Below are 23536 nucleotides of genomic sequence, written 5' to 3' on the forward strand. Positions count from 1 at the left end.
TCCGCGAGATGCCACTTGTGCACGCCTTTCACGGCGTGTCGCGTGCACAAGTGGCATCTCGCGGCGGGGGGGGTCAGCGCGGGGCGAAGGTGAGGGTGGTGGCATGGCGGGTGGCGTGGACGCCCGGGAGGTCGACGCCCTTCTGGCCGTGCCAGTCGGTGACGAGCGCGGCGACGGCCAGGGTCTGGGTGCGGGAGAGGGCGACGCCGAACTCGTTCTGCACGACGAGGCGGATGATCCGCTGGCGCAGCGCCGGCGGATCGGCGGCCAGGCCCCGCGCGTCGACCGTGACGTGGCCCTCGTCGTTCTGCCCGACGAGCTCGAGCGCCCAGTCGAGCGCCATCGCGTCGAGGGCGTCGCCGTCCTCGCGGAGCTGATCGGCGGTGCGGGCGAGCGCCTCGGCGACCCCCGGGCCGAGCTCGTCCTCGAGCACCGGCAGCACGGTGGCGCGCACGCGGACGCGGGTGTAGCGCGGATCGTCGTTGTGCGGGTCGTCCCACGGCTCGAGCCCGGCGTCGGCGCAGGCCGCGCGGGTGCTCGCGCGCCGGATCCCGAGCAGGGGGCGCCGGAGCACCCCGCTCACCGCCGCCATGCCGTGCAGACTCGCCGCGCCCGCCCCGCGCGCGAGGCCGAGGAGCACGGTCTCGGCCTGGTCGTCGAGGGTGTGCGCGAGCAGGACCGCCGCCGCGCCGGTCGCCTCGACCGCGTCGTCGAAGGCGCGGTAGCGCGCGGTGCGCGCCGCCGCCTCCGGACCCTCGCCGCCGGGCAGCACCGACACGATCTCGATCAGGACCGGCGCGAGGCCGAGCGCGTGCGCCTGCCCCGCCGCCTGCCGCGCGACGTCCGCCGATCCGTCCTGGAGACCGTGGTCGACGACGATCGCGCCCGCGCGACGACCGCCGCGCTCGGCCTCGAACGCGACCGCCGCGGCGAGGGCCAGGGAGTCGGCTCCGCCGCTCAGCGCGACGAGCACCAGGGCCCCCGGATCGAGCTCGTCCAGGCTCGCGCGCACCGCGCGCCGGATGTCGGCGACGGCGGGAGTCAGGCGGGGGCGATCGGGCACATCAAGTAACGTTAGGCCAGCGATCCGGCCTGCGAGCGCGCGCGTCCGCACGCGATTCCCCGGCCGGTCCGATCCGCCGATGCGCCGCCCGCGGCGCCACCGACTCAAGGAGCGAACATGGCCGCATACGACGTCGTCGTAGAGATCCCCAAGGGCAGCCGCAACAAGTACGAGGTCGACCACGAGACCGGTCGCGTCTACCTCGACCGCGTGCTCTTCACCTCCTTCGTCTACCCGACGGACTACGGCTACTTCGAGAACACCCTCGGCCTCGACGGCGACCCCGTCGACGCGCTGGTGCTGCTCGAGTACCCCGTCTTCCCGGGCGTGGGCGTCTCCGTCCGCCCGGTGGGCGTGCTCAACATGAGCGACGAGGCCGGCTCCGACGCCAAGGTGATCGTGGTCCCCGCGAAGGACCCGCGCTGGCAGCACATCCAGGACATCTCCGACGTCCCGGAGCAGACCAAGAACGAGATCAAGCACTTCTTCGAGCGCTACAAGGACCTCGAGCCCAACAAGTGGGTCAAGGTCGAGGCCTGGGGCGACGCCGCCGAGGCCGAGCAGATCGTCCAGGACGGCATCAAGAAGCTGGCCGAAGAGGGTCACTGACCCCTCGGCTCCGCGAACGACGGAACCCGCCTCCTCGAGTCGACCGGCTGCTGCCGGCGCCTCGCGGGGGCGGGTTCCGTCGTTGCGGGCGGTGCTGAGCTACGCGGTGGGGCGGCCGACCATGCCGGTCGGGGTGCCCCAGATCGAGTGCACGCGCACCGGCGAGTTGGGGTTCGGCGCCTCGATCATCTGGCCGTCGCCGAGGTAGATCGCCACGTGGTAGTAGTCGCCGGGCGAGTCCGACCAGAAGAGCAGGTCACCGCGCTGGCGCTGGCTGTAGGGGACGAGCTTGCCCTCGTTCGCCATGGTGTTGTACTGGTTCGTCGCCGAGTGGGTGCCGATGTACTCGCCCGCGCTGGCGTACGACTGCTTCGTCAGACCGGAGCAGTCCCAGACGTCCGGACCCATGCCGCCGAGGACGTAGCGCTCGCCGAGCTGCGCCATCGCGTAGGAGATCGCGGTCTCGACCTGGTTCTGCTGCGGCGCGGGGTTCTGCACCGGCGCGGGCGCGGGCTGCGGAGCGGCGGGCTGCGGGAGGACGACGACGGGCTGCGGCGCGGGCTGCGGGGCGGCCGGCGCGGGCTGGGGAGCGGCCGGCGCGGGCTGCGGGGCGGCCGGCTGGGGTGCGGGCTGCGGGGCGGCGGGCTGCGGGGCGGCCGGCTGCTGCGCAGCGGGCGCCGACGGCTGGGCCGCGGGCTGCGAGCCGCCGGAGGGCTGGGAGCCGGACGACGGCTGCGAGGCGGCGGGAGCGCTCGCGGCGGGCTGCGCGGCCTTCGCGTCGGCCTCGGCCTTCGCCGCGGCGGCAGCGGCGGCCGCAGCAGCACGTCGCTCCTGCTCGCCGGCGAGGAACGCCGTCTCGATCTCGACGGTGGAGTCCTTCAGCAGGGCGAGCTGCGCGATGAGCTCCTCCGACTTCGCCTCCTGCGCGGCGAGAGCGCTCCGGGCGGAGGCGGCCGCGGCGTCCGCGCTGGTGCGGGCCTCGTCGGCGGCCTCCGAGAGCTTCCGGTGCTCCGCGACGGCCACGTCGGCCTGCTCGGCGAGCGACTCCGCGGTCTGCTTGTCGGCGAGCGCCTCGGCGTAGACGCGCTGCGACTGCTCGGAGAGCTGCGACATGGCGCCGAGCTGGTAGAGCAGGTCGCCCGCGTCCTGGCCCTTGGCGACGAGGCTCATCGAGAGGTCGCCGCCGGCGGAGCGGGAGAGGTGCGCGGCGAGGAGTCCGGCGCGCATCTGCGAGGTGTGCGCGGTCGACGCGGCCTCGTTCGCGCGGTCGTCGAGCTCGGTCACGGCGGCGGCAGCGGCGTCGAGCGCCTCCTGGGCCTGGCGCCAGACCTCCGCCTTCTTCATCGCGACGATCGACGCGTCATCGACCGAGGTCTGCAGACCGCCGATGAGGGCCGTGATCGAGTCGATCTCCGCCTGCTTGGTCGCCTCGTCCGTCTTCGCGTTCTGGACGTCGTCCCACGAGGGGTAGGACGGGTCGTCCGCCTGGGCCGGCACGATCCCGAGGGAGGCGGTGACGGCGGTCACCGCGAAGGCGGCCGAGACCGCCAGCGGGAGCCGACCCTTCCACGCGCGCTCGCGCGGCGCCGGGGTGAAGCTGCGGGCGGTCTTCTGCGCGTCAACCAAGTGTGACTCCTCGTGCGGCCATGAACGGTTGGGCATCGACGGCGGAGCCGTTGACGCGGGTCTCGTAGTGCAGGTGGCAGCCGGTGGAGGCGCCGGTGGTGCCGACGGCCGCGATCTGCTGGCCCGCCTCGACCCGCTGGCCCACCTTGACGTAGATGCCGCCGGGCATGATGTGCGCGTAGCCGGTGCTGATGCCCGAGCCGTGGTCGATCTCGATCCAGTTGCCGTAGGTGCCGAACCAGCCGGCGTAGGTCACCGTCCCGCTGTGCGCGGCGAGGATCGGGATCCCGCAGCCGCCCGCGATGTCGGTTCCGCGGTGGTAGGAGCTGGTCGAGCCGCCGCCGGTGGAGAGGCTGCCGCGGGGGCCGAAGGTGCCGGTGATCCGACCCGCCGCCGGGCGCACCCAGCCGGAGTCGCTGACCGCGGTGGAACCGCCGCCGGGCGCCGGTGCCGGGGCAGCAGGAGCGCTGTAGCCGCCACCGCTCGAGCCGCGTGAGGGAGCCGCGGCCGCGGCAGCCGCGGCAGCCTGGCGCGCAGCGGCGGCCTGCTGGCGGGCGAGCTCGGCCTGCGCCTGGCGGGCGGCCTCCTCCTCCGCGAGCTTGCGGAGGCGCTCCGCCTCGCGTGCGGCGACGCCGGCCTCGTAGTCGGCGACGGTGGCGGACTCGGTGTCGCGGAGCGCGGCGAGCTGCTGCTCCAGGACGATGCTCTGGTTCTGCTGCTCGGTGAGAGCGGCCTCGGACGCGGCCTGCGCGGCCGTGGCCTCGGCGAGCTTGCTCTCGGCAGCGAGACGGAGCTTCTCCCGCTCCGCCGCCGCGATCCTCGCCTGGTCGCCGAGGGACTCGGCGGTGTTCTTCGTGGTGCTGGCCTGCTCGTAGATCGCGTTGGACCGCTCGACGAGCTTGGTCATGTTGCCGATCCGGCCGAGGAGGTCGTCCGCCTTGCCGCCCTCGCCGTCGAGGAAGATGTTGACCGAGAGGTCGGTGCCGGTGGTGCGGTAGAGCTGAGCGGCCAGGAGGCCCGCCTGCTGCGTCGCGGCGTCGGCCTGGTCGGCGCTCTCGGTGGCCTTCGCCTCGAGGGTGCTCGCCGTGTCGGACGCGTCGTCGAAGTCCTGCTGCGCCGCGAAGTACTCGTCGCCGCGCTGCTGGGCGAGCTCCTGCGCCGCCGCGACCTCGCTCTGCAGATCGTCGATCAGGCCGAGGATGTTCTCGACCTGCGCGGCCGCGGCCTGCGTGTTCCCCTTCGCGGCCTCGACGTCGGCCCAGCTGGGGTACTCGACCGCCTGGGCGGGAGTGGCGACCAGCAGACCCGCGACCAGGGCCACCGCGGCCGAGACGAGAGCCGTGCCGCGGAGTCGCCCGATCCGCAGCGCGCCGGAGTGGCGTGCAGGGCGATCGGGGCGCGGGGAGTGGATCATGGGACCTCGGTGCTGGGGGCGGAGTACTCCCCCGGCGGCGGTGCGGCTCCGTCGCGAGGAAGTGATGATTCCGACCCACACTAGTCAAGCCCCTCGCGTACGCCTAGAGACCGGCGCCGCCCGTCAGGGGCACAGGCGCCGGAACAGGGTTGGCCTGCCGCACCCGCGGACCGCGTGTCGGACGCCGTTGCGCGGTCGATTTTGCATATCCGGTCGGCTGTCCCTATGCTTGCGTGTCGGTAGTCATGGTGGGTCGGCCGCAGGTCGCCCCGGCGAGCTTCCGGCCCCATCGTTTAGTGGCCTAGGACACCGCCCTTTCACGGCGGCAGCACGGGTTCGAATCCCGTTGGGGTCACGGATGAGGGTTACCACCGCACGAAAGAGCACCACCACGGATCGGCCGGAGACGGACGGGACGTGACAATCGAACAGCCTCGAAGGCAGTATGCTTGTCTTCGCAACGAGGCCCTGTAGCGCAGCTGGTTAGCGTGCCGCCCTGTCACGGCGGAGGTCGCGGGTTCAAGTCCCGTCAGGGTCGCAGAGAGGCCCTTCCGAGAGGAAGGGCCTTTTCCAGGAGACGACGAGTTCGTCTCCTCGCGGCATCGGTATCCTCGGACACCAACGTCGGACACGGCTCTGTAGCTCAGTTGGTAGAGCGCACGACTGAAAATCGTGAGGTCACGGGATCGACGCCCGTCGGAGCCACGGAAACCCTCGCCTAGCTTCTACATGGCGGGGGTTTCTTCCGTTAAACGGGGTCGTGCTTCCCGCAGGGCGTGTGGAGCGGTGCACAACCGTTCCTTCGACGGAAGCTTTGATCATCTGCTTCTTGAGGTCGGCCGAGCGCATGGGCGTCTCGCACAGGTGGGCTGCGTAGCCTGGACCGGCCATGAATCCCGCCGCCTTCCCGCCGCCCGATCCGTCGACCGTCGCTCCTGAGGAGCCTCCTCTCGCCGGTGCGCCGATGGCGCCGCAGGGCGGGAGCGCCCCCTTCGCGTGGCCGGCTCCGCCCGAGCCGCAGCCGTCGGTCGCGGCGCCGTACTCCTCTCTTCTCTATCTGCCGGATCCGCGGGTGCGGTGGGGGCTGCCGACCGCGGCCCTGACGATCGCGGGGATCGTGCTGCCGCTGGCGCTGCTGATCCTGCTGTTCGGCTTCGGGGTGCTGCCCTACTCCCCCGGGCTCGTCTTCGCCGGGTCCTTCGCCAGCTACCTGGTCGCGCTCGTGATCCCGTTCGCCGCCTCGCGGCTGCGCGGACTCGGGTCGCTGGCCGCCGACTACGGACTGCGGTTCCGCTGGATCGACGTGCCGATCGGCATCGCGCTCGGGATCGGCGTGCGGATCGCGATCGTCGCCGTGCTGATCGTGTTCGCGCCGCTGCTGCAGGGGGCGGAGAGCAATCTCGAGCTGGATCCGGATCCGCTGTGGTTCGTCCTGAGCTCGGTGATGATCCCGGTGCTGGTCGCGCCGTTCGTGGAGGAGATCCTCTGCCGCGGCGTGGTGATGCGGGCGGTGCGCAACCGGATGCTGCGGACGAAGGGCGAGGCCGCGCCGCCGGCGCGCGGGCGCCGGATGTGGGCGGCGGTGTTCAGCGTGATCGCGTCGACCCTGGTCTTCGCGCTGCTGCACGGGCACCAGATGGTGAACCCGGCGACGGTGGTCACGCTGGGGACGACGACCGTCATCGCCGGGCTCGCGCACGGCTGGATCTCCACGGTCACCGGGCGGCTCGGCGCGGCGATCGTGTCGCACGCGACGCTGAACGGGTCGGCGGTGCTGCTGCTGGTGCTGGTGACGGCGCTGGGGTAGGGGGATCTCGATACGCCCTCTGCGAGGGCTGCTCGATCAGCATGCGGTCCTTGCCGGTCGAGTAGGCGCGGAGCGGCGTATCGAGACCGACGTCTGCAGGGAGGTGGATCTCGATACGCCCTCTGCGAGGGCTGCTCGATCAGCATGGTCGGGGCGGGGCGGGCTGCTCGATCAGCATGTCCGCGGCGGGTCAGACGTCGAGGACGCGGAGGACCGGGTCGAGGGGGAGCTCGCCGCGGACCTGGCGGTGCAGGCGCTCCATGTCGGCGTCGAGGGCGGCGGCGGTGCGCGCGGCGTCGGAGAGGCCGTCGAGCAGCTGCTGCGGGACCTGCCGGTCGTACTTGTAGTAGATCTTGTGCTCGAGGCTCGCCCAGAAGTCCATCGCGATGGTGCGGAACTGGACCTCGACGCAGACGTTCACCGAGCCGCCGGAGAGGAAGACCGGCACCTCGACGATGGCGTGCAGGCTCTTGTAGCCGTTCTCCTTCGGGGTGGCGATGTAGTCCTTCACCTCGAGGACGCGGACGTCGGCCTGCGAGGTGAGCATGTCGAAGACGCGGTAGACGTCCGAGACGAAGCTGCAGGTGATCCGGACGCCCGCGATGTCGGTGATCGCGCCGGCGATGCCCTCGAACGAGGTGTCGCAGCCCTTGCGCTCGATCTTCTCGATCAGGCTGTCGGCCGACTTCAGCCGGCTCGAGACGTGCTCGATCGGGTTGTACTCCCGCATCTCGCGGAACTCCTCCTGCAGGATCGTCACCTTCGTGACGATCTCGTCCATGCCGAACTTGTACTGCAGCATGAATCGCGCGAAGTCGTCGCGGAGAGCGCGGATCTCGGCGACGGTGCCGGCGTCGAGCGCCTGGGCGACCTCGTCCGTCAGCGGGGGGACGGCGGGCGCCGTGCGGTCGGGAGTTCGGGGTTCCACGGGGAGCCACCCTACGCGCGGGCACCTCGGGCCCGGTTGTGAGACGCCATCGCGGTTCCGAGGAGTCCGGCCAGGGCTCCGCCCGCCTCCGCCCCGCGGGGGACGCCCGGCGCCGCGCCCGCTGGCTAGCGTCGGAGAATGACCTCCGCCATCACCGCCTTCGGCGTCCTCTACATCGTCGTCGCCATCGCGGTCGTCGTGATCGTGCTCGTGCTCGCCGTGCTGCTCTGCCGGCTCGCGATCGCCGCGCGGGAGAACCAGCTGGCGACCGTGCGCCTGCGCGAGCTGCAGATCGAGCGGCTGCTCCTCGACGACGAGTGACCGCGACCGGCCGCCCGGATCAGGGCAGCGCCGGGCGCACCTCCGGGCGGGAGACCTTCGGGATCAGCAGCCCCAGGACGACCGCGACCACGGCGCCGATCGCGCCGATCACGAACGTCGTCCGGAACGCCTCGGAGCTCGGCAGGTCGACGGCGCCGACCGAGACGGTCAGCTGCGCCAGCACCGCCGCGGTGACCGCGGAGGACAGCGTCGTGCCGAGGGTGCGCATCAGCGAGTTGAGGCCGTTCGCCGCCGCGGTCTCCGACGCCGGCACCGCGTGCATGATCAGGGTCGGCATGGCGGCGTAGGCGAGGCCGAGGCCGACGCCGATCAGCGCGTTGATCACGAGGATCTGCCAGACCTCGGCGCCGAACGGGAGGATCAGCAGGTAGGACACGGCGATCAGCGCCGCCCCCGAGACCAGCACCAGGCGCGGACCGGACTGCGCCGAGAGCCGGGCGGCCAGCGGCGAGGTCGCCATCATCGCGAGCCCGGACGGCGCGAGGACGAGGCTCGCCACGATCAGGCTGAGGCCGAAGCCCACGCCCGAGGCGGCGGGGAGCTCGAGGCGCTGCGGCAGGGTGATCTGCGCGCCGAAGAAGGCGAAGCCGACGGCCACCGAGGCGAGGTTCGTGAAGAGCACGGCCGGGCGGGCGGCGACCCGGAGATCGACCAGCGGGCTCTCCTGCCGCAGCTCGTACCAGCCCCAGATCAGCAGGACCGCGACGCCGCCGAGCCCGGAGCCGAGGATGGCGGGGCTCGTCCAGCCCGCGTCGTTGCCGCGGGAGACGGCGATCAGGATGCCGCTGAGGCCGATCGCGAGGCCGATGGTGCCGACGACGTCGAAGCGCCCGGGCGAGCGCAGAGTCGAGACGGGGATGACGAGGAGCACGAGGACGATGTCGAGGACGCCGAGTCCGGCGGACATCCAGAACAGCACGTGCCAGTCGAGGTTCTCGGCGACCAGGGCGCTGAGCGGCAGGCCGAGCGCGCCGCCGATGCCGAGCGTGGCGCTGACGAGGGCGATCGCGCCGGGCAGGCGGTCGCGGTGCAGGGTGTCGCGGAGGATCGAGATGCCGAGCGGGATGACGCCCATCACGGCGCCCTGGAGGGCCCGGCCGACGACGAGGGTCCAGACGTCGACCGCGAAGGCGCAGACGATCGAGCCGATCACGAGGACGACGAGCGCGGCGAGGGCCATCCGGCGCTTGCCGTAGAGGTCGCCCAGGCGACCGGAGACCGGGGTGAGGATGCAGGCGCTGAGCAGCGTCGCGGTGATCACCCACGCGGTCTCGCTGCGGTCCGCGCCGAGCAGCGCGGGCAGCTCCGACTGGATCGGGACGACGAGCGTCTGCATGAACGAGGCGCTCATCCCCGCGAAGGCGAGGACGGCGGTGATCAGGCGCGGGTCGGGCGAGCGGGTGAGCGAGCGTCTGTCGGAGTCGGGCACTGCGGTCCTTCGTGTCGTCGGCGTGCCTCGGCGGGGCGCCTCGGTGAGGCGTCCTGGGCGGCGGGTCGTATTGCCCAGCTTTGCATCGCCGGGCCCCTGAGCCGAACCGACCGGGACTCGGAATCCTTCCCGATCGCTCTACCGGGCGGCGGCGGGCGGGACGAGGATGGGCGCATGATCGAGATCGAGAGCTGGATCGCCGGGTACGAGAAGGCCTGGGCGACGGACGACCCCGCCGATGTCGCGGCGCTCTTCACCGAGGACGCGGAGTACTTCACGACGCCGTACGCGGAGGCGATCACCCCGCGGGACGCCGTCGTGGAGTGGTGGATCGCGGAGAGCGAGCCGGACGACCCGACGTTCGCGTGGGGGCTCGTCGCGCTGACGGAGAGCACGGCGGTGGTGGAGGCGCGGACCATCTACCCGTCGGACCGGACCTACCTGAATCTGTGGGTGATCCGCTTCGCGCCGGACGGGCGGGCCTGCTCGTTCACGGAGTGGTACATGGAGGAGCCGAGCGACTCGGTGAGCTGAGGGGGTCTCGATACGCCCCTCCGGGGCTACTCGACCAGCATGCGGTTCATGCTGATCGAGTAGGGCGCGGAGCGGCCGTATCGAGATCCGACGTGTCGGAGACGGTGGGTCTCGATACGCCCCTTCGGGGCTACTCGACCAGCATGCGGGTGCGCGTGGGTCAGAGGGCGGAGCCGGGGACGGCGAAGGTGTCGCAGGCGGTGGCGTCGGCGTCGAAGCCGGCCTGGAACCAGCGCTGGCGCTGCTCGGCGGAGCCGTGGGTCCAGCCCTCGGGGTCGACGGTGCCGGTGGCCTGCTCCTGGATGCGGTCGTCGCCGACGGCCGCGGCGGCGTCGAGGGCGTCGCGGTACTGCTCCTGCGTGACCGGCTTGAGGTAGGGGGTGCCGGTCTCGTCGGGGACGGTCGAGGCGTCGCCGACCCAGGCGCCGGCGTAGCAGTCGGCCTGCAGCTCGAGGCGCACCGAGTCGGAGTCGGGACCCGTGCCGGTGCGGTCGGCCGACTCCATCGCGCCGGTCAGGCTCTGGATGTGGTGGCCCCACTCGTGGGCCAGGATGTACATCTGCGCCAGCGAGCCGCCCGAGGTGTCGAAGCGGGTGCGGAGCTCGTCGAAGAAGTCGGTGTCGAGGTAGATCGTCTGGTCCGGCGGGCAGTAGAACGGGCCCACCGCGGCGGTCGCGTTTCCGCAGCCCGTGCTGGTCTGGTCCTCGAAGACGATGACGCCGCCGGTGGTCGTGTAGGTCGCGCCGATCGAGCCCGCGGCGCCGGCCCAGTAGCGGTCGAGCGACTCCGCCGCGCCCTCGAGCCGGCAGTCGACCTCGGCGTTCGCGTCGGCGCCGCTGTCGCAGGCGACGGCCTCGCTGGTGACCTGCTCGGGCGACGTCCCGCCTCCGCCGACGAGACCGCCCAGCCCGGACAGGTCGAAACCGAGCAGCTGCGAGAGGAGGGCGAGCACGACGACGCCCACCGCGCCTCCGCCGACCGCGATGCCGGTGGTGCGGCCGCGGCGGCGGACCTTGCCGCCGCTGAGCTGGGAGTCGTCGTTGAAGGTCATGCGGTCAAACTAGCGCTGACCGAGGACGTGCTGCCCGGGGTTGCGGACGACGCCCGCGGCTCGGGCCGGCGGGATCAGCCCCAGCGCGACTCGCTCGCGTCGCGGATGATGTCGAGCAGCGCCTCGCGCAGCGGACCGTGGTCGAGCGTGCCGGGCAGCATGTCGACCTCGAGGCGATGGGCGCGCTGCCAGGCCTCGACGCCCATCTCGGTCAGGGACACCAGCTGCCGGCGGCGATCGGCGGGGTCGCTCACGCGCGAGACGTGGCCCTCGCGCTCGAGGCGCTCGATGGTGCGCGACATGGTCTGCACCTCGACGTGGGCGGAGGCGGCGAGCTCCTTCTGCGCGGCCGGCCCGGACTGCAGCAGGTGCAGCACGACCAGGCCCGCGTGGGTGAGTCCGATCTCGGCGAGCGCGCCGTGCCAGGCGTGCTCGACCATCCGGGACGCCGTGGCGAGGAGGCGGCCGGTGGGCCAGTCGTCCATCCCCGAGGTGTCGTCCGCGCGCATCCGCCCAGGCTAGTCCGCCCCGCCGGCAGGGCGGGACGGGACGGCGGATCGGCTCAGGAGGCGAAGCGGTCGGTCGCCTCGATCAGCGCGTCGAGGATGCCCGGCTCGTCGAAGGCGTGCCCGGCGTCGGGGATCAGCTGGAAGTCGGCCTCGGGCCAGGCGCGGTGCAGATCCCACGCGGTGAAGGCGGGCGTGCACATGTCGTAGCGGCCCTGGACGATGACGGCCGGGATGTCGCGCAGCACGCCGACGTCGCGGATGAGCTGCCCCTCCTCCAGCCAGCCCTTGTGCACGAAGTAGTGGTTCTCGATCCGCGCGAAGGCCAGGGCGAAGGCGGGGTCGGACCACGCCTGGATCATCTCGGGCTTCTGCAGGAGCGTGATGGTCGAGGACTCCCAGGTGGTCCAGGCGACGCCGGCCGGCCCGTGCACGGCGGGGTCGGCGTCGTGCAGCAGCCGGTAGTAGGCCTCGATCAGGCTGCCGCGCTCGCCCGCGGGGATGACCGAGGTGTAGCCCTCCCAGAGGTCCGGGTAGACGGCGGCGGCGCCGCCCTCGTAGAACCACTCCAGCTCGGCCCGGCGGAGGGTGAAGATGCCGCGGAGGACGATCTCGGTGACGCGCTCGGGGTGCGACTCGGCGTAGGCGAGCGCCAGCGTGGAGCCCCAGGAGCCGCCGAAGACCTGCCAGCGCTCGATGTCGAGGTGCTCGCGGAGCTTCTCGAGGTCGGAGACGAGGTACCAGGTGGTGTTGGTGGAGAGGTCGGCGTCCGGCTCGCTCGCGTGCGGGGTGGAGCGGCCGCACATCCGCTGGTCGAGGAGCACGATCCGGTACTTCTCCGGGTCGAACAGGCGGCGGTGGGCGGCGGAGGCGCCGGCGCCCGGTCCGCCGTGGAGGAAGACGACGGGCTTGCCCTCGGGGTTGCCGGAGGCCTCCCAGTAGATCTCGTGGCCGTCGCCGACGTCGAGCATCCCGGTGTGGAAGGGCTCGATCTCGGGGTACAGAGTGCGCATGGGCCGCACACTACTGACGTTCCAGGACGCGGCCCGCGATCGGCGGCGGCGCGGCTCGGGATGGGGGCGGGGGTTGCGCGATGGGGAGGGGGCGTGGTGGGCGGGTCTCGATACGCCGCTCCATGCTGATCGAGTAGCCCTCGCAGAGGGCGTATCGAGATCCACCGTCGAAGGGACGTGGGTCTCGATACGCCGCTGCGCGGCTACTCGACCAGCATGGGCGGCTACTCGACCAGCATGGGGCGGGGGTGCGTCAGGCGCAGGGGCGGGCCGGGTAGGCGGCGGTCACCTCCGTGGAGACGGGGGCGCCGTCGATCGTCGCCGTGGCGCCGACCGTGACCGCGCCGGCGGGCAGGTCGACCTGCCGGGTGGTGAAGGCGTGCGAGACGGTCTTGCCGGGGGCGACCGACGCGAACGTCTTCGTGCCGTAGGCGGTCGTCATCGTCACCGCGGCGGTGGCGCCGGACTCGTTCGTCGCCTGCGCCGTGATGATCGCCTTGCCCGCGATGCAGCGGGTGGAGGCGCTCGCCGCGAGCTCGAGGGCCGGGGCCGCCTCGCCCTCGGTGAAGGCGAAGGTGTCGAGCTCGAACAGGTCGCCGGTCGGGCCGGAGTAGCTGAAGTACACGTCGTGCACTCCGGTCGCCCCGGTCAGCGCGGTGCTGACGTCGGCCCACTCCCCCGTGGTCCCGTTCACCGCGAGCACGCCCGCGACGGGCCCGGTCTCGGAGTCGAGGCGCACGGTGACGGTGCCGCCGGCCTGCAGGGCCTTCGCGCGGGCCGAGAACGTCGCCGCTCCCGTGTCGCCGAAGTCGACCGAGGACAGCGCGGTCCAGTCCCCGTTGTCGAGGTCGCGCAGGACGAGGTTCTGCGTCGCGCCGGCCGTGGGGGTGCCCAGCGGTGCGGTCGCGATGCCCTTGCTCCAGCCGATGGTCTCGGCGGGGAAGGTGCGGAACGGGTCGAAGTCCTTGACCTGGTCGACGCCGGCGTAGTCGCCGACGACCTGCTGGACCGTGCCGTCCGCGGTGAACTGCAGCTCCTGGATGTGCGGGCTGCGGTAGCCCTGGGTGGTGTCGCCGTTGATCCGCTTGTTCAGCGTGGGCGCGTGGTAGGTGAAGTAGTACTTGCCGCCGAGCTCGAAGACCGACTGGTGGTTGTTGCCGCCCGTGCCCGCTCCGAAGAAGCGGCTCTGGTTCGGGAACATCACGCCGGCGTACGCCTCCTTGGGCCACGACATCGGGTCGTCGGAGATCATGTAGCCGATCTCGCCGCCGCCCGGGTAGCCGGGCACGCGGGTCTGGTTGCCGCCGAAGTCGTTGCCGCCGAAGTGCGACGAGTAGGAGAGGTAGTACTTGCCCTCGCGCTCGAAGACCTGGGCCGCCTCGAACGCGACCGGGGCGTCGACCACGGCGGCCGTCCCCTCGGTCGAGATCATGTCGTCGCCGAGCTCGATCACGCGGATGTTCTTCGGGTTGTTGAAGCGCTCGGCCGCGGAGAGGGCGGTCGAGGCGGGTCCGCCGCCGAAGAACAGGTAGCCCTGGCCGTCGTCGTCGATGAGCGGCGCCGGGTCGAACTTCCACGCGACGTCCGCACCGGGCGTCGTGTCGTTGATCAGCGTGCTCGTGCGCTGGCTGGTCCACGGGCCGACCGGCGAGTCACCGGTGATCACGTTGCTCGAGCCGCCGCCGTTGGCGTAGTAGAGGAAGTACTTGTCGACGCCGTTCACGGTCTTCTTGGCCATGCCGGGCGCCCACGAGTTGCCGGTGAAGGGCGCGACTCCCGCGGAGCCGGCGACCTGGATCTCGCCGTGGTCGGTCCAGTTGACGAGGTCGTCGGAGGAGATCACGGTGATCTGGTTGATCTTCCCGTAGTCGATCTGCGGAGAGACGCCCGTCGCCGGGTTCGGGGCGTAGCCCTGGGTGTCGTTCGTCATGTACATGTACACGCGACCGTTCTCGACGAAGCCGAAGCCGTCGGCTCCGAACTTCCAGCCGATGAGCGGGTTGTGGTCGCCCGGCACCTTGCCGACGACCTCGATGGTCTTCGACGCGGGGGCCGGCGGCGCGGCGCCGACGAGCGAGACGTCGTCGAGCTTGTAGTCCATCAGGTGGGTGTCGGGCGCGGCCGACGGGGTGGCCGTCCACGGGGTCTCGAAGAAGAGCCGCGCGGTGGCGACGCTCTGGCCCGCGGGGATGGTGAAGGAGCCGTTGATCGACGCCCACTGCCCCTTGGTCGCGGTGACGCTCGCGAGGTTCGTGTAGGTGCCTCCGCCGTAGTGCATCGTGGCGAAGAACTGCTTGGTCGCGGGGCCCGCCGCGTTCTCGTACTTGATCTGCGCCTTGACCTGGTAGGTCTGACCGGCGGTGACCTTGCCGGAGAGGTCCTGCATGGCTCCAGCACCGGTCGTGGTGCGCCCGGTCACGAGCGCGGCGCTCGATCCCGTCCTCGCATCCGCCGTCACGGCGATGCTGCCGGCGTCGGCGGCGTTGCCGTTGTTGACGAACCAGTTCGCCACGCCGTTCTCGAACCCGCCGTTGACGATGAGCTCCTGCTCGGCGGCGGTCGAGGTCTGGGCGGCGAAGGGCGCCATCAGCAGTGCGGTCAGCGCCGCTGTCGCCAGCAGCCTCAATCGCAGCCGGCCCTTCGGGGCGGCTTCTTGTCGTGTCTCCACGGATCCTCCTTGATCGCGTCGTTCTGTCTGTCGTGGTTCTCGGTGTCGTCGTTCTGGATGTCGTCGTCGGCGGCGAGCGCCGGCGACGGGTCGGGGGTCGCGGGCGGGCGGCCGGGAGGGCCGTCCGCCCGCGAGGATCAGCCGCAGCTCGCCGCCGGATGGGGCGCGCGGACGGTGGTCGTGACGGGGGCGCCGTCGACGGTGGCGGTCGCGGTGACCACCGCCTCGCCGGTGGGGACGCTCGTCTTGCGGGTCGTGAACGCGTGGCTCGCGTTCCTCCCGGGAGCGACCGCGGCGAACGACGTCGTGCCGTGCGGAGTGGTCATCTCGACCGCGACGGGCACCTGCTCGCGGTTGGTCGCCTTCACGGTGACGACGACCTTGCCGGCGATGCAGCGCGTGCTCGCCTCGGCGGTGACGTCGAGCGCCGCCGCCTTCAGCGTCCCGAGGCGGGCCAGCTGGTAGCTGAGCGCGCGCTCCGGGGCGTCGAGCCGGTTCTGCGTGCCGGCGGTGGTGACGGCCTGCGCCTTCGCCAGCACGGTCCGCATCTCGGCCCACGCGTCGGCCGGGTAGTCGGCCTCGCGGAGGGTCGCGGCGTGCGCGATCGCGGCGTCGAGCGGAGCGCGGTCGAGCGCCTTCCCCTCCGAGGAGAGCGTGTCGCTCAGCAGGAACTCGTCGACGTCGACGTGGCCGCCGGTCGTCTTCGTGGCGTAGCTGAACAGGCCGAGGCGGTGGCCCATGAAGTGGGTCAGCGTCCCGTCGAGCGTCTGCGGGCCCACGCGGCTGCCGAGCGTCGTCCACGTCGTGCCGTCGAGGCTGTAGGAGAAGGTCGTCCAGAGCTGGCCCGCCGGGTTGTTCAGCTCCAGGTCGGCCTTCAGGTGCACCTCGGCGGTGCCGGGCAGCGTCGCGGTGGTGCCGGGGAGGAACGCCTCCACGGCCGCCTGATCGAAGGTCTGCGCGAACGGCTGGCTGCGGTTCACGACTCCGACCGTGTTCACGCCGTCCACCCGCTTCACCGCGACGTACGAGAAGCCGCGGTTGTAGGCGGCGAGGCCGGCGACGTCGCCGTCCTTCATCCCCGACACGTCCAACGTCGTCTCGGCCGACTGCTTCGGCGCGACGATCCGCTGCGAGAGCGTGTTGCGCGCCTCCTCGAGCCAGGTCAGCTCGGGCGAGTCCGACAGCTTGGTGTGCCGGTACTCACCGGTGACGACCTTGCCGTTGGTCAGGCGGAGCCAGCCCTCGCGCTCGGTCAGGGACCAGTAGCGGTTGTCGGGGGCGTGGTTCCACTGCCAGGCCGGGTCCAGCCGCGAGCCGTTCGGCGCGATCTCGGCGGCGGACGGCAGCTCGGTCGTCGGAGCGGCGCCGATCATCGACACGTCGTCGAGCAGGTACTCGACGCTCGAGGACGCGGGCTGCGGGCTGCCCCACGGCGTCTCGACCGCGAACTTCACGCTCGAGACGTCCGCATTCTGCGGCACGGTGTAGCGGCCCGTGATCGTGGTCCACTGCCCCTGCGGGACGGCGGCCGTGACCATGGTCTGCGGACCGGCGCCGAAGTCGGCGCAGAGGTTGAAGCGGACCGAGGCAAGCCCGCTGGTGTGCTTCACCTTGGCGGAGACCGTGTAGGTGACGCCGGGCTGGAGCTTCCGGGCGAGGAGCTGGCTCGGTCCGGAGCCGTTCAGGGTCCTGGTGCCGACCTTCAGTGCCGCGGCTCCCGAGGCCGGGTCGCTCGTGTCGGCCGTGAGGGTCGCCCCGAACTGACCCGCCCACGGCGCCGTGCCCGACTCCGCTCCCGGGTTCTGCAGCAGCTCGACGCCGATCAGCGCCGGGTCGATGCTCGGGGCGGCCGGGATCGTCCACTCCTCGTCCTGGTACGCCTTGGCCGGGGCATCGTTGTCGAAGTCGTCCGAGACGACGAGGCTCTTCTGACTCTCGAAGAGCTCCTCCTCCGGACTCAGCCGGATCGGCTTCGGGAAGCTGCCGCCCACCGGGACCGCGCCGTTCGTGCCGAAGGTCGGCCAGCCGTCCGTCCAGGTCGCCGGGATGAGGCCCGGGATGCGGCCGGTCGGGAAGCTGTCGCGGAAGAACATCCCGTGCCAGTCGGTGGTGCCGTCCTCGCGGGCGATCGGCACGAGACTCCCCTGCGCGAAGCCGCTGGAGTTCAGCACTCCGCGGCCCTCGTAGGGGTTGCCGCCGTCGGCGGTGGCGTAGCGGCCGAGCAGCTCGGACGAGCGGAACAGCGCGACCTGGCGGCCCTGGCCCGCGGGCCAGGTGATGATCACGATGTAGTACTGCCCGTCGATGTACTGCACCTGCGCGCCCTCGAACAGACCGCCGAGGTAGCCGGCGCCCGGGTAGTCGGAGGTGCGGAGGATGCCCGGGTACTCCGCGACGACCGTCGTGAGGTCGTCGCTGAGCTTCACCGCGCTGGTCGAGCCGGAGCCGTAGAAGATGTACGGCGTTCCGCCGTCGGCGTCGTCGAAGAACAGCGACGGATCGTGGAAGGCGCGGCCGAGCGCCGTGCGGGTCCAGGCCCCGTCCTCGATGTCGTCGGTGGAGTAGAGGTAGGAGCCGCCGAGGTTGTTGGTGTTGAAGACGACGTAGTACCGGCCGTCGTGGTACCGCAGCGACGAGGCCCACTGGCCGTTGCCGTAGGAGCTCTGGCCGTTGCGCAGCGAGAACCGGTCGCCGATCTCGAGGCGGTCGAAGACGTAGTTCACGATCTCCCAGTTCACGAGGTCGTAGGACTTCATGATCGGAGCGCCCGGGCTCAGATGCATCGTCGTCGAGATCATGTAGTAGACGTCGCGGCCCTCGTCGTTCTCGGCCGCGGGAACGCGCTCGACGCTGACGTCGGGCACGTCCGCGTTCAGCAGCGGCACGCGGTAGCGGCCGTCGCCCGTGTCGGTCGAGGTGTACGAGGGCTCCGGCGCCCAGGCGCCCGCGGCGCTCGCCGGGGCGGCCGCGGCGAGCAGACCCGCCGTGAGCAGGGCGCCGACCGCGGTCATCGCGAGCGCCCGGGGTCCCGATCCGCTCATTCGAAGAGCGAGAGGGTCAGCACCGAGGAGTAGTCGCCGGGAGCGACGTCCGCCTCGGTCTTGAGCGTGAGGCCGGCCTTGACGCTCCAGGAGCCCTCGGCGGCGACGCCCTGGGAGTCGAGGGCGATGGCGAGCAGCTCCTGGTCGACGAGGCCGACCGCGTCGGGGCCCTCGTCGAGCACGGTGTCGACCGGGTCGCCCTCGGCGACGAGGCCGGAGTCGCCGCCGTCGACGAGCTGCGGCGTCCAGCCGAGGTGGTCGGCGCCGATCGGCTCCTGGCCGTCATCGCCGGTGAAGTCGCTCGAGGAGCCGAGCACGTACCAGCCGGCGCCGTCGGGGATCTCGTCCGCGGCGCGGGTGTCGGTGACGGTCACCTCGGGCAGCTCGCCGGTGAACTGCCGGACGGTCGGCGTGGAGCCGCTCTCGGTCAGCGTCGCCGCGGTGCCGGCGACGCTCATCGCGAGCACGCCGGGCTGCTCGAGCTCGGCGATCGACACGTTCACGTCGACCTCGCCGTCGCCGTACTCGGTGTCGGCGAAGGCGGCGGCGGAGCCGACACCGGTCAGCAGCAGGCAGCCGGCGAGGGCCGCTCCGGAGCGGGCGAGCCAGGGAGTGGAAGGACGTCGCTTGTCCATGGGGTCTTCCTCCTCGATCGGCAGCGTCGCCGATCAGTTCGAGCGCCGGGAGGGCGCGAGTGCGGAGCACCGCGAGCGGTGCAGGACACCGGGGAGCGGTGCGGGAGGGCAGCGCGGGAGGACGCCCGAGAGGCGGGCGCCGCGGCTGGTCCGACGTGGAGGACGGCGTCGTGCGATCGGCTCCTGCGCAGCAGCTTCCACAGCGTGCCTGCGCGAGCAGCAGCCGCCGATCCCCGTCAGCACTGAGGGGAAGGGGGCTGTTCCGTCGCTCGTCGTCCTCGACCGCTGAGCGGATGTTCAGCTAGTCTGACGGCAATGTTACCGGGAACATCCGGGAGCGCAAGGGTGCGATCCGGATCCCGGAGCGGGGTGGACAGGGGCGTCAGAGGCGCCCTTCGCCGCGCAGCAGCACGCGGCCGGGACGATCCGGACCGGCGGGAAGGGTGATCGACATGCCCCTGGCGAGACTGCCGAGCGGGGGCTCGGCGACGGTGCTCGAGCACGCCGGATCCGGCGGCGCTCCGACGGAGGCCGAGGCGCGACCCGGACTGATCGGCGTCGTGCTCGCCGACGTCGAGGCGTTCAGCGCGGAGGTGCTGAAGGGCGTGGCGTCGGCGCTGCACGGGACGCGCTTCGACCTGCTCGCGAGCACGGGGTCGAGTCATCAGGACTCGCCGGACTGGGAGCGGCAGTCGCTGCTGCGGCTGCGCGACGCGCGCGTCGAGGGGGCGATCCTGATCACCCCCACCTCCGTCATCGGCGACCCGGGACTGCCCCTGGTGGTGATCGATCCGCTGACCGTGCAGACCGAGCTGCACTCGGTCGGCTCGGACGACTTCGGCGGCGCGGTGCTCGCCGTCCGCCACCTGATCGAGAGCGGGCACCGGCGGATCGGCTTCGTCGCCGGGCGCGCCGACCTCGAGTCCTCGCACCGGCGGGAGGCGGGCTACCGCCGGGCGCTCGCCGAGGCGGCGATCGCCGTCGATCCCGAGCTCGTGCGGGTCGGCCACTACCGGTACGAGCCGTCGGTGGCGGCGGCGACGGAGCTGCTCGGTCTCGCCGATCCGCCGACCGCGGTGTTCGCGGCGAACGACGTCTCGGCGATCGCGGTCGTCGAGGTCGCGCGGAAGCTCGGGGTCGCGGTGCCGGAGGGGCTGTCGGTCGTGGGGTTCGACGACGTGCCGGAGGCGTCCCGCCTCGTCCCGCCGCTCAGCACGGTGCGCCAGCCGATGCACAAGGTCGGCCGGGCCGCGGTGCGCGTGCTGCTGGCGCTGATCGACGGGCGCCCGGTGCCGGAGCGGCAGCTGCACCTGCGCAACCGGCTGGTGCTGCGCGGGTCGACGGCGCCGCCGGCCGGGCTGTAGCGGGCGGCGGCTCATGCTGGTCGAGTAGCCGCGCAGCGGCGTATCGAGACCCGGCCATCGATCACGTCGATCTCGATACGCCCGCGCCGCGGGCTACTCGATCAGCATGGGGATGCGGCTCCGATGCGGCGCGCAGGACGCGGCGCTAGCGTCGGCCGCATGAGCATGCAGCGCACTCCAGTCACCGTCGCCGTCACGGGAGCGGGAGGCGCGATCGGCTACGCGCTCCTGTTCCGCATCGCCTCCGGGCAGCTCCTCGGACCGGACGTCCCGGTCCGCCTGAGCCTGCTCGAGATCCCCGCCGGCCTGCGCTCCGCGACCGGCACCGCGCTCGAGCTGCAGGACGGCGCGTTCGGGCTGCTGCGCGGGATCGAGGTCACCGACGACCCCGCCGCCGCGTTCGACGGCGCGAGCGTCGCGCTCCTCGTCGGAGCCCGGCCGCGGTCGGCCGGCATGGAGCGGGCCGACCTCCTCGCGGCGAACGCCGGCATCTTCGGGCCGCAGGGCGCCGCGCTCAACGAGCACGCCGCCGACGACATCCGCGTGCTCGTGGTCGGCAACCCGGCCAACACGAACGCCTGGATCGCCCGCCGCAGCGCCCCCGACATCCCGGCCGGGCGCTTCACCGCGATGACCCGCCTCGACCACAACCGCGCCGTCGCGCAGCTCGCCGCGAAGCTCGACGAGCCCGTCGACGCGATCAGCGGCGTGAGCATCTGGGGCAACCACTCCGCCTCGCAGTACCCGGACGTGACGCACGCCGTCGTCGGCGGCCGTCCCGTGACCGAGCTCGTCGACGCCGACTGGCTGCACGACGAGTTCGAGCCGCGGGTGGCCAAGCGCGGCGCCGAGATCATCGAGGTGCGCGGAGCCTCCTCCGCCGCCTCGGCCGCGTCCGCCGCGATCGACCACGTGCACGACTGGGTGACCGGCACCGAGTGGACCTCGGCCGCCGTCGAGTCCGACGGCTCCTACGGCGTCGAGGAGGGGCTGATCTCCTCGTTCCCCGTCCGCTCGGTCGACGGCGAGTGGCGGATCATCCCCGGCCTCGAGATCGACGCGCACTCCCGCGCCAAGATCGACGAGTCCGTGCTCGAGCTCCGCGCCGAGCGCAACGCGGCCCAGGCCTTCCTCCGCAGCTGACGCCCCCGTCCCTCACGCGCCGCGAGATGCCACTTGTGCACGCCTTTCACGGCGTGTCGCGTGCACAAGTGGCATCTCGCGGGAGGGGGCAGGGGTCAGCGGCGGGGGGACTTCTCGGGGGTGGGGAGGGTGCCGTCGGCGCGGGCGGCCTCGTACCAGGCGTGCGCCTCGTCCTGGCGGGCGGCCTCGGCGCCGGTGGCGATGGAGGCGCGGATGTGCTCGGGACGGTAGCCGAACGAGGCGACCAGGTCGCCCGCGTGCGGGCGCAGGCGCGCGAGCAGGCGGTCGATGTAGGACGTGACGGCGAGCGCCCGCTGCGAGGACAGGCGCCCGTGCAGGAGGTACCAGTCGAGGTGCTTCTCGATCAGGCCGAGGCCGAAGAGGTCGCGGAGCCAGGTCAGCACGGTGCGCGTCCCGTCGTCCTCGATCGCGGCGAGGGCCTCGGTGAACGCCTCCCACTGCAGCAGCTCGGCGTGCGCGCGGGCGGCCTCGATCAGCTCGCTCTGATGCGCGTTGAAGAGGCGCGCGGCCTCGTCCGAGGGCAGCTTCGACGCCGAGCGCAGCCGTGACGCGACTCCCGAGACCATGCTCTCGACCCGGTCGGTCAGCAGCTCGCGCTGCTCGTCGCGGAGCTGGCCGACGGAGCGGGCCGTCGAGCCGCGGTCGGCGACCACCTGCGCGAGCCGCCGCAGCCCGGAGTTGTTGACCGTCGCTCCGGCGACCTGGCCGACCGCGTAGCGGGCCAGCTCCCCCGGCTGCGCGTTCTTGAAGCGGCGGCCGACATCGGTCAGCAGGCGCTTGGCGACGAGCTGGAGCAGCACGGTGTTGTCGCCCTCGAACGTCGCGTAGACGTCGAGGTCGGCGCGCAGCTGGGTCAGCCGGTTCTCGGCGAGGAAGCCGGCGCCGCCGCACGCCTCGCGCGCCTCCTGCAGCGTGTCGAGGGCGTGCCAGGTCGACAGCGCCTTGAGGCCCGCGGCGAGGGTCTCGAGGTCCTGGCGCGACTCGTCGGTGTCGTTCTTCCCGGAGAAGACGTCGTCGAAGGCGCGCAGCAGCCGGTCGTGCGCGAAGCCGGCCGCGAAGGTCGTGGCCAGGCGCGGCAGCAGGCGGCGCTGGTGCCGCTGGTAGTCGAGCAGCACCTCCTCGCGCTCGCCGCCGCCGGTGAACTGGCGGCGCTGGTCGGCGTAGGTGATGGCGACGGTCAGCGCGATCTTCGACGCGGCGACCGAGGCGCCGTCGAGCGAGACGCGGCCCTGCACGAGGGTGCCGAGCATGGTGAAGAAGCGGCGGCCGGGGCTGGCGATCGGCGAGGAGTAGCTGCCGTCGGCGGCGACGTCGCCGTAGCGGTTGAGCAGGTTCTCGCGCGGTACGCGGACGTGGTCGAAGTGCAGGCGGCCGTTGTCGATGCCGTTCAGCCCGCCCTTCAGGCCGTCGTCCTCACCGCCGACACCGGGGAGGAACGCCCCCTGGTCGTCGCGGATCGGCACGTAGAACGCGTGCACGCCGTGGTTCACACCGCGGGTGACCAGCTGGGCGAAGACGACGGCGGCTCGGCCGTCGACGGCGGCGTTGCCGAGGTAGTCCTTCCACGCGGCGCGGAAGGGGGTGGTCAGGACGAAGTCGCCGGCCTCCTCGTCGTAGGTCGCCGAGGTCGCGATGGACGCGACGTCGGAGCCGTGCCCGGTCTCGGTCATCGCGAAGGCGCCGGGGATCTCGAGGCTCATGATGCCGGGCAGCCACTTCTCGTGGTGCGCCTGGGTGCCGAGGTGCAGGACGGCGGCGCCGAAGAGGCCCCACTGCACGCCGGACTTGATCTGCAGGGACGGGTCGGCGGTGACCAGCTCCTCGAAGCCGGCGATGTTGCCGCCGTGGTCGGCCTCGCCGCCGAGGGCGACCGGGAAGGCGCGGTGCACGCCGCCCTCCGCCGCCAGGATGCTCATCTGCTGCGTGACGCGCGCGCGGTGCTCGGCCATCGGGAGGCCGTCGGTGCGGTGCAGCTCGGGGCGGGAGGTGAGGGCGCGGGTGGCGAGCCGCTGCTCGCGCCAGTCGCCGAGCAGCACCTCGCCGAGCGCCGCCACGTCGACTCCGGGTGCGCCGTCCTCGTCGAGCCGGGCGTCGGCCTCGCTGCCGAGCACGTCGACGGGCGGGGTCGGGGTGATCGGGCCGGAGCGGGAGCGGCGGACCCGGGACCGCGAGCCGGCCCGGTCGGCGGCGTCCGCGGCGGAGTGGGGGCGGGGCGCAGTGGTGCTCATGAGAGTGATCCCTTCGACCGTCTTCGGTTCGGACCGCTCGCGATCGGCCTGCGGCGGCGGATCGAGCGGTCGATCCCGTCGCTGCGATGCGTCGGGAGGCGGTGCTCTTGCACG

The 23536-nt window shown here is 72.3% G+C and carries 18 protein-coding genes and 3 tRNA genes; 9 read left to right on the plus strand and 12 right to left on the minus strand.

The features are described 5' to 3' along the window. Positions 1-73 precede the first annotated feature (73 nt). The gene (tilS, locus tag HQQ82_RS08990) at positions 74-1063 is read right to left on the minus strand and encodes a tRNA lysidine(34) synthetase TilS (protein ID WP_173232689.1); all 990 of its coding nucleotides are present in this window, start codon (positions 1061-1063) and stop codon (positions 74-76) included. Between the two features lie 117 nt (positions 1064-1180). Between tilS and ppa the strand changes: the two genes are divergently transcribed. Next, positions 1181-1672 carry an inorganic diphosphatase gene (gene ppa / locus HQQ82_RS08995; RefSeq protein ID WP_123446811.1) on the plus strand — a complete coding sequence of 164 codons (492 nt, stop codon included), beginning with the start codon at positions 1181-1183 and terminating at the stop codon, positions 1670-1672. A gap of 99 nt (positions 1673-1771) precedes the next feature. On the opposite strand, the gene HQQ82_RS09000 is transcribed toward ppa, so the two are convergent. Together HQQ82_RS09000 and HQQ82_RS09005 are read right to left on the minus strand one after the other, a co-directional pair. Next, complete coding sequence (locus HQQ82_RS09000) at positions 1772-3298, minus strand: C40 family peptidase (protein WP_173232690.1); 1527 nt, start codon at positions 3296-3298, stop codon at positions 1772-1774. Continuing rightward, complete coding sequence (locus HQQ82_RS09005) at positions 3291-4712, minus strand: M23 family metallopeptidase (protein WP_216848426.1); 1422 nt, start codon at positions 4710-4712, stop codon at positions 3291-3293. The genes HQQ82_RS09000 and HQQ82_RS09005 overlap by 8 nt, the downstream gene beginning before the upstream one ends. 282 nt (positions 4713-4994) lie before the next feature. Here HQQ82_RS09005 and HQQ82_RS09010 point away from each other — a divergent pair. The 4 genes from HQQ82_RS09010 to HQQ82_RS09025 all read left to right on the plus strand — a co-directional run bounded on the left by HQQ82_RS09010 (position 4995) and on the right by HQQ82_RS09025 (position 6519). Continuing rightward, positions 4995-5067: transfer RNA gene (locus HQQ82_RS09010), tRNA-Glu, on the plus strand. Positions 5068-5176: 109 nt separating this feature from the next. Next, positions 5177-5250: transfer RNA gene (locus HQQ82_RS09015), tRNA-Asp, on the plus strand. Between the two features lie 94 nt (positions 5251-5344). Next, positions 5345-5417: transfer RNA gene (locus tag HQQ82_RS09020), tRNA-Phe, on the plus strand. 184 nt (positions 5418-5601) lie between these two features. Next, positions 5602-6519: a CPBP family intramembrane glutamic endopeptidase gene (locus HQQ82_RS09025; RefSeq protein WP_173232691.1), complete on the plus strand. Its 918-nt coding sequence runs from the start codon at positions 5602-5604 to the stop codon at positions 6517-6519. Positions 6520-6709: 190 nt separating this feature from the next. On the opposite strand, the gene HQQ82_RS09030 is transcribed toward HQQ82_RS09025, so the two are convergent. Then, the gene (locus HQQ82_RS09030) at positions 6710-7321 is read right to left on the minus strand and encodes a GTP pyrophosphokinase family protein (RefSeq protein ID WP_173232987.1); all 612 of its coding nucleotides are present in this window, start codon (positions 7319-7321) and stop codon (positions 6710-6712) included. A gap of 264 nt (positions 7322-7585) precedes the next feature. Between HQQ82_RS09030 and HQQ82_RS09035 the strand changes: the two genes are divergently transcribed. Then, positions 7586-7768, plus strand: coding sequence for a hypothetical protein (locus tag HQQ82_RS09035; protein ID WP_173232692.1), 183 nt, complete (start codon positions 7586-7588; stop codon positions 7766-7768). 19 nt (positions 7769-7787) lie between these two features. Here the strand turns inward: HQQ82_RS09035 and HQQ82_RS09040 are convergent, their stop codons facing one another. Beyond that, positions 7788-9218: an MFS transporter gene (locus HQQ82_RS09040; RefSeq protein ID WP_367947893.1), complete on the minus strand. Its 1431-nt coding sequence runs from the start codon at positions 9216-9218 to the stop codon at positions 7788-7790. Positions 9219-9392: 174 nt separating this feature from the next. On the opposite strand from HQQ82_RS09040, the gene HQQ82_RS09045 reads away from it, so the two are divergent. Then, a complete protein-coding gene (locus HQQ82_RS09045; protein ID WP_173232693.1) occupies positions 9393-9752 on the plus strand; it encodes a nuclear transport factor 2 family protein in 360 nt (119 codons plus the stop codon). 160 nt (positions 9753-9912) lie between these two features. Here HQQ82_RS09045 and HQQ82_RS09050 read toward each other — a convergent pair whose 3' ends face one another. From HQQ82_RS09050 to HQQ82_RS09075, 6 genes are all read right to left on the minus strand, one after another. Next, positions 9913-10803 (minus strand): neutral zinc metallopeptidase, encoded by an 891-nt coding sequence (locus tag HQQ82_RS09050; protein ID WP_173232694.1) that lies wholly within the window; start codon positions 10801-10803, stop codon positions 9913-9915. A 74-nt stretch (positions 10804-10877) separates the two neighbouring features. Then, entirely contained in the window at positions 10878-11312 is a 435-nt protein-coding gene (locus HQQ82_RS09055; RefSeq protein ID WP_173232695.1) for a MarR family winged helix-turn-helix transcriptional regulator, read from the minus strand. Positions 11313-11365: 53 nt separating this feature from the next. Continuing rightward, on the minus strand, positions 11366-12322 hold the full coding sequence (gene pip / locus HQQ82_RS09060) for a prolyl aminopeptidase (RefSeq protein WP_173232696.1): 957 nt from the start codon (positions 12320-12322) through the stop codon (positions 11366-11368). 253 nt (positions 12323-12575) lie between these two features. Continuing rightward, positions 12576-14990, minus strand: a complete 2415-nt coding sequence (locus tag HQQ82_RS09065) for a family 43 glycosylhydrolase (protein WP_216848427.1) — start codon at positions 14988-14990, stop codon at positions 12576-12578. Positions 14991-15127: 137 nt separating this feature from the next. Next, positions 15128-18031: a family 43 glycosylhydrolase gene (locus HQQ82_RS09070; RefSeq protein WP_173232697.1), complete on the minus strand. Its 2904-nt coding sequence runs from the start codon at positions 18029-18031 to the stop codon at positions 15128-15130. Next, positions 18028-18666, minus strand: coding sequence for a hypothetical protein (locus HQQ82_RS09075; protein ID WP_173232698.1), 639 nt, complete (start codon positions 18664-18666; stop codon positions 18028-18030). Before HQQ82_RS09075 ends, HQQ82_RS09070 begins: the two co-directional genes overlap by 4 nt. A 452-nt stretch (positions 18667-19118) precedes the next feature. Between HQQ82_RS09075 and HQQ82_RS09080 the strand changes: the two genes are divergently transcribed. Both HQQ82_RS09080 and HQQ82_RS09085 read left to right on the plus strand, forming a co-directional pair. Further along, positions 19119-20030, plus strand: coding sequence for a LacI family DNA-binding transcriptional regulator (locus HQQ82_RS09080; RefSeq protein WP_173232699.1), 912 nt, complete (start codon positions 19119-19121; stop codon positions 20028-20030). A 165-nt stretch (positions 20031-20195) separates the two neighbouring features. Continuing rightward, positions 20196-21173 (plus strand): malate dehydrogenase, encoded by a 978-nt coding sequence (locus tag HQQ82_RS09085; protein WP_173232990.1) that lies wholly within the window; start codon positions 20196-20198, stop codon positions 21171-21173. 95 nt (positions 21174-21268) lie between these two features. Here HQQ82_RS09085 and HQQ82_RS09090 read toward each other — a convergent pair whose 3' ends face one another. Beyond that, on the minus strand, positions 21269-23422 hold the full coding sequence (locus HQQ82_RS09090; protein ID WP_173232700.1) for an acyl-CoA dehydrogenase: 2154 nt from the start codon (positions 23420-23422) through the stop codon (positions 21269-21271). Positions 23423-23536 lie beyond the last annotated feature (114 nt).

Source organism: Rathayibacter sp. VKM Ac-2856 (assembly GCF_013205055.1).
Taxonomy (GTDB): domain Bacteria; phylum Actinomycetota; class Actinomycetes; order Actinomycetales; family Microbacteriaceae; genus Rathayibacter.

Coding starts and splice junctions, on each gene's coding strand:
- ppa (WP_123446811.1), top strand. CDS start 1,181: ATGGCCGCATACGACGTCGTCGTAGAGATCCCCAAGGGCAGCCGCAAC.
- HQQ82_RS09005 (WP_216848426.1), bottom strand. CDS start 4,712: ATGATCCACTCCCCGCGCCCCGATCGCCCTGCACGCCACTCCGGCGCG.
- HQQ82_RS09025 (WP_173232691.1), top strand. CDS start 5,602: ATGAATCCCGCCGCCTTCCCGCCGCCCGATCCGTCGACCGTCGCTCCT.
- HQQ82_RS09030 (WP_173232987.1), bottom strand. CDS start 7,321: ATGCTGCAGTACAAGTTCGGCATGGACGAGATCGTCACGAAGGTGACG.
- HQQ82_RS09035 (WP_173232692.1), top strand. CDS start 7,586: ATGACCTCCGCCATCACCGCCTTCGGCGTCCTCTACATCGTCGTCGCC.
- HQQ82_RS09045 (WP_173232693.1), top strand. CDS start 9,393: ATGATCGAGATCGAGAGCTGGATCGCCGGGTACGAGAAGGCCTGGGCG.
- HQQ82_RS09050 (WP_173232694.1), bottom strand. CDS start 10,803: ATGACCTTCAACGACGACTCCCAGCTCAGCGGCGGCAAGGTCCGCCGC.
- HQQ82_RS09055 (WP_173232695.1), bottom strand. CDS start 11,312: ATGCGCGCGGACGACACCTCGGGGATGGACGACTGGCCCACCGGCCGC.
- pip (WP_173232696.1), bottom strand. CDS start 12,322: ATGCGCACTCTGTACCCCGAGATCGAGCCCTTCCACACCGGGATGCTC.
- HQQ82_RS09070 (WP_173232697.1), bottom strand. CDS start 18,031: ATGAGCGGATCGGGACCCCGGGCGCTCGCGATGACCGCGGTCGGCGCC.
- HQQ82_RS09075 (WP_173232698.1), bottom strand. CDS start 18,666: ATGGACAAGCGACGTCCTTCCACTCCCTGGCTCGCCCGCTCCGGAGCG.
- HQQ82_RS09080 (WP_173232699.1), top strand. CDS start 19,119: ATGCCCCTGGCGAGACTGCCGAGCGGGGGCTCGGCGACGGTGCTCGAG.
- HQQ82_RS09085 (WP_173232990.1), top strand. CDS start 20,196: ATGCAGCGCACTCCAGTCACCGTCGCCGTCACGGGAGCGGGAGGCGCG.
- HQQ82_RS09090 (WP_173232700.1), bottom strand. CDS start 23,422: ATGAGCACCACTGCGCCCCGCCCCCACTCCGCCGCGGACGCCGCCGAC.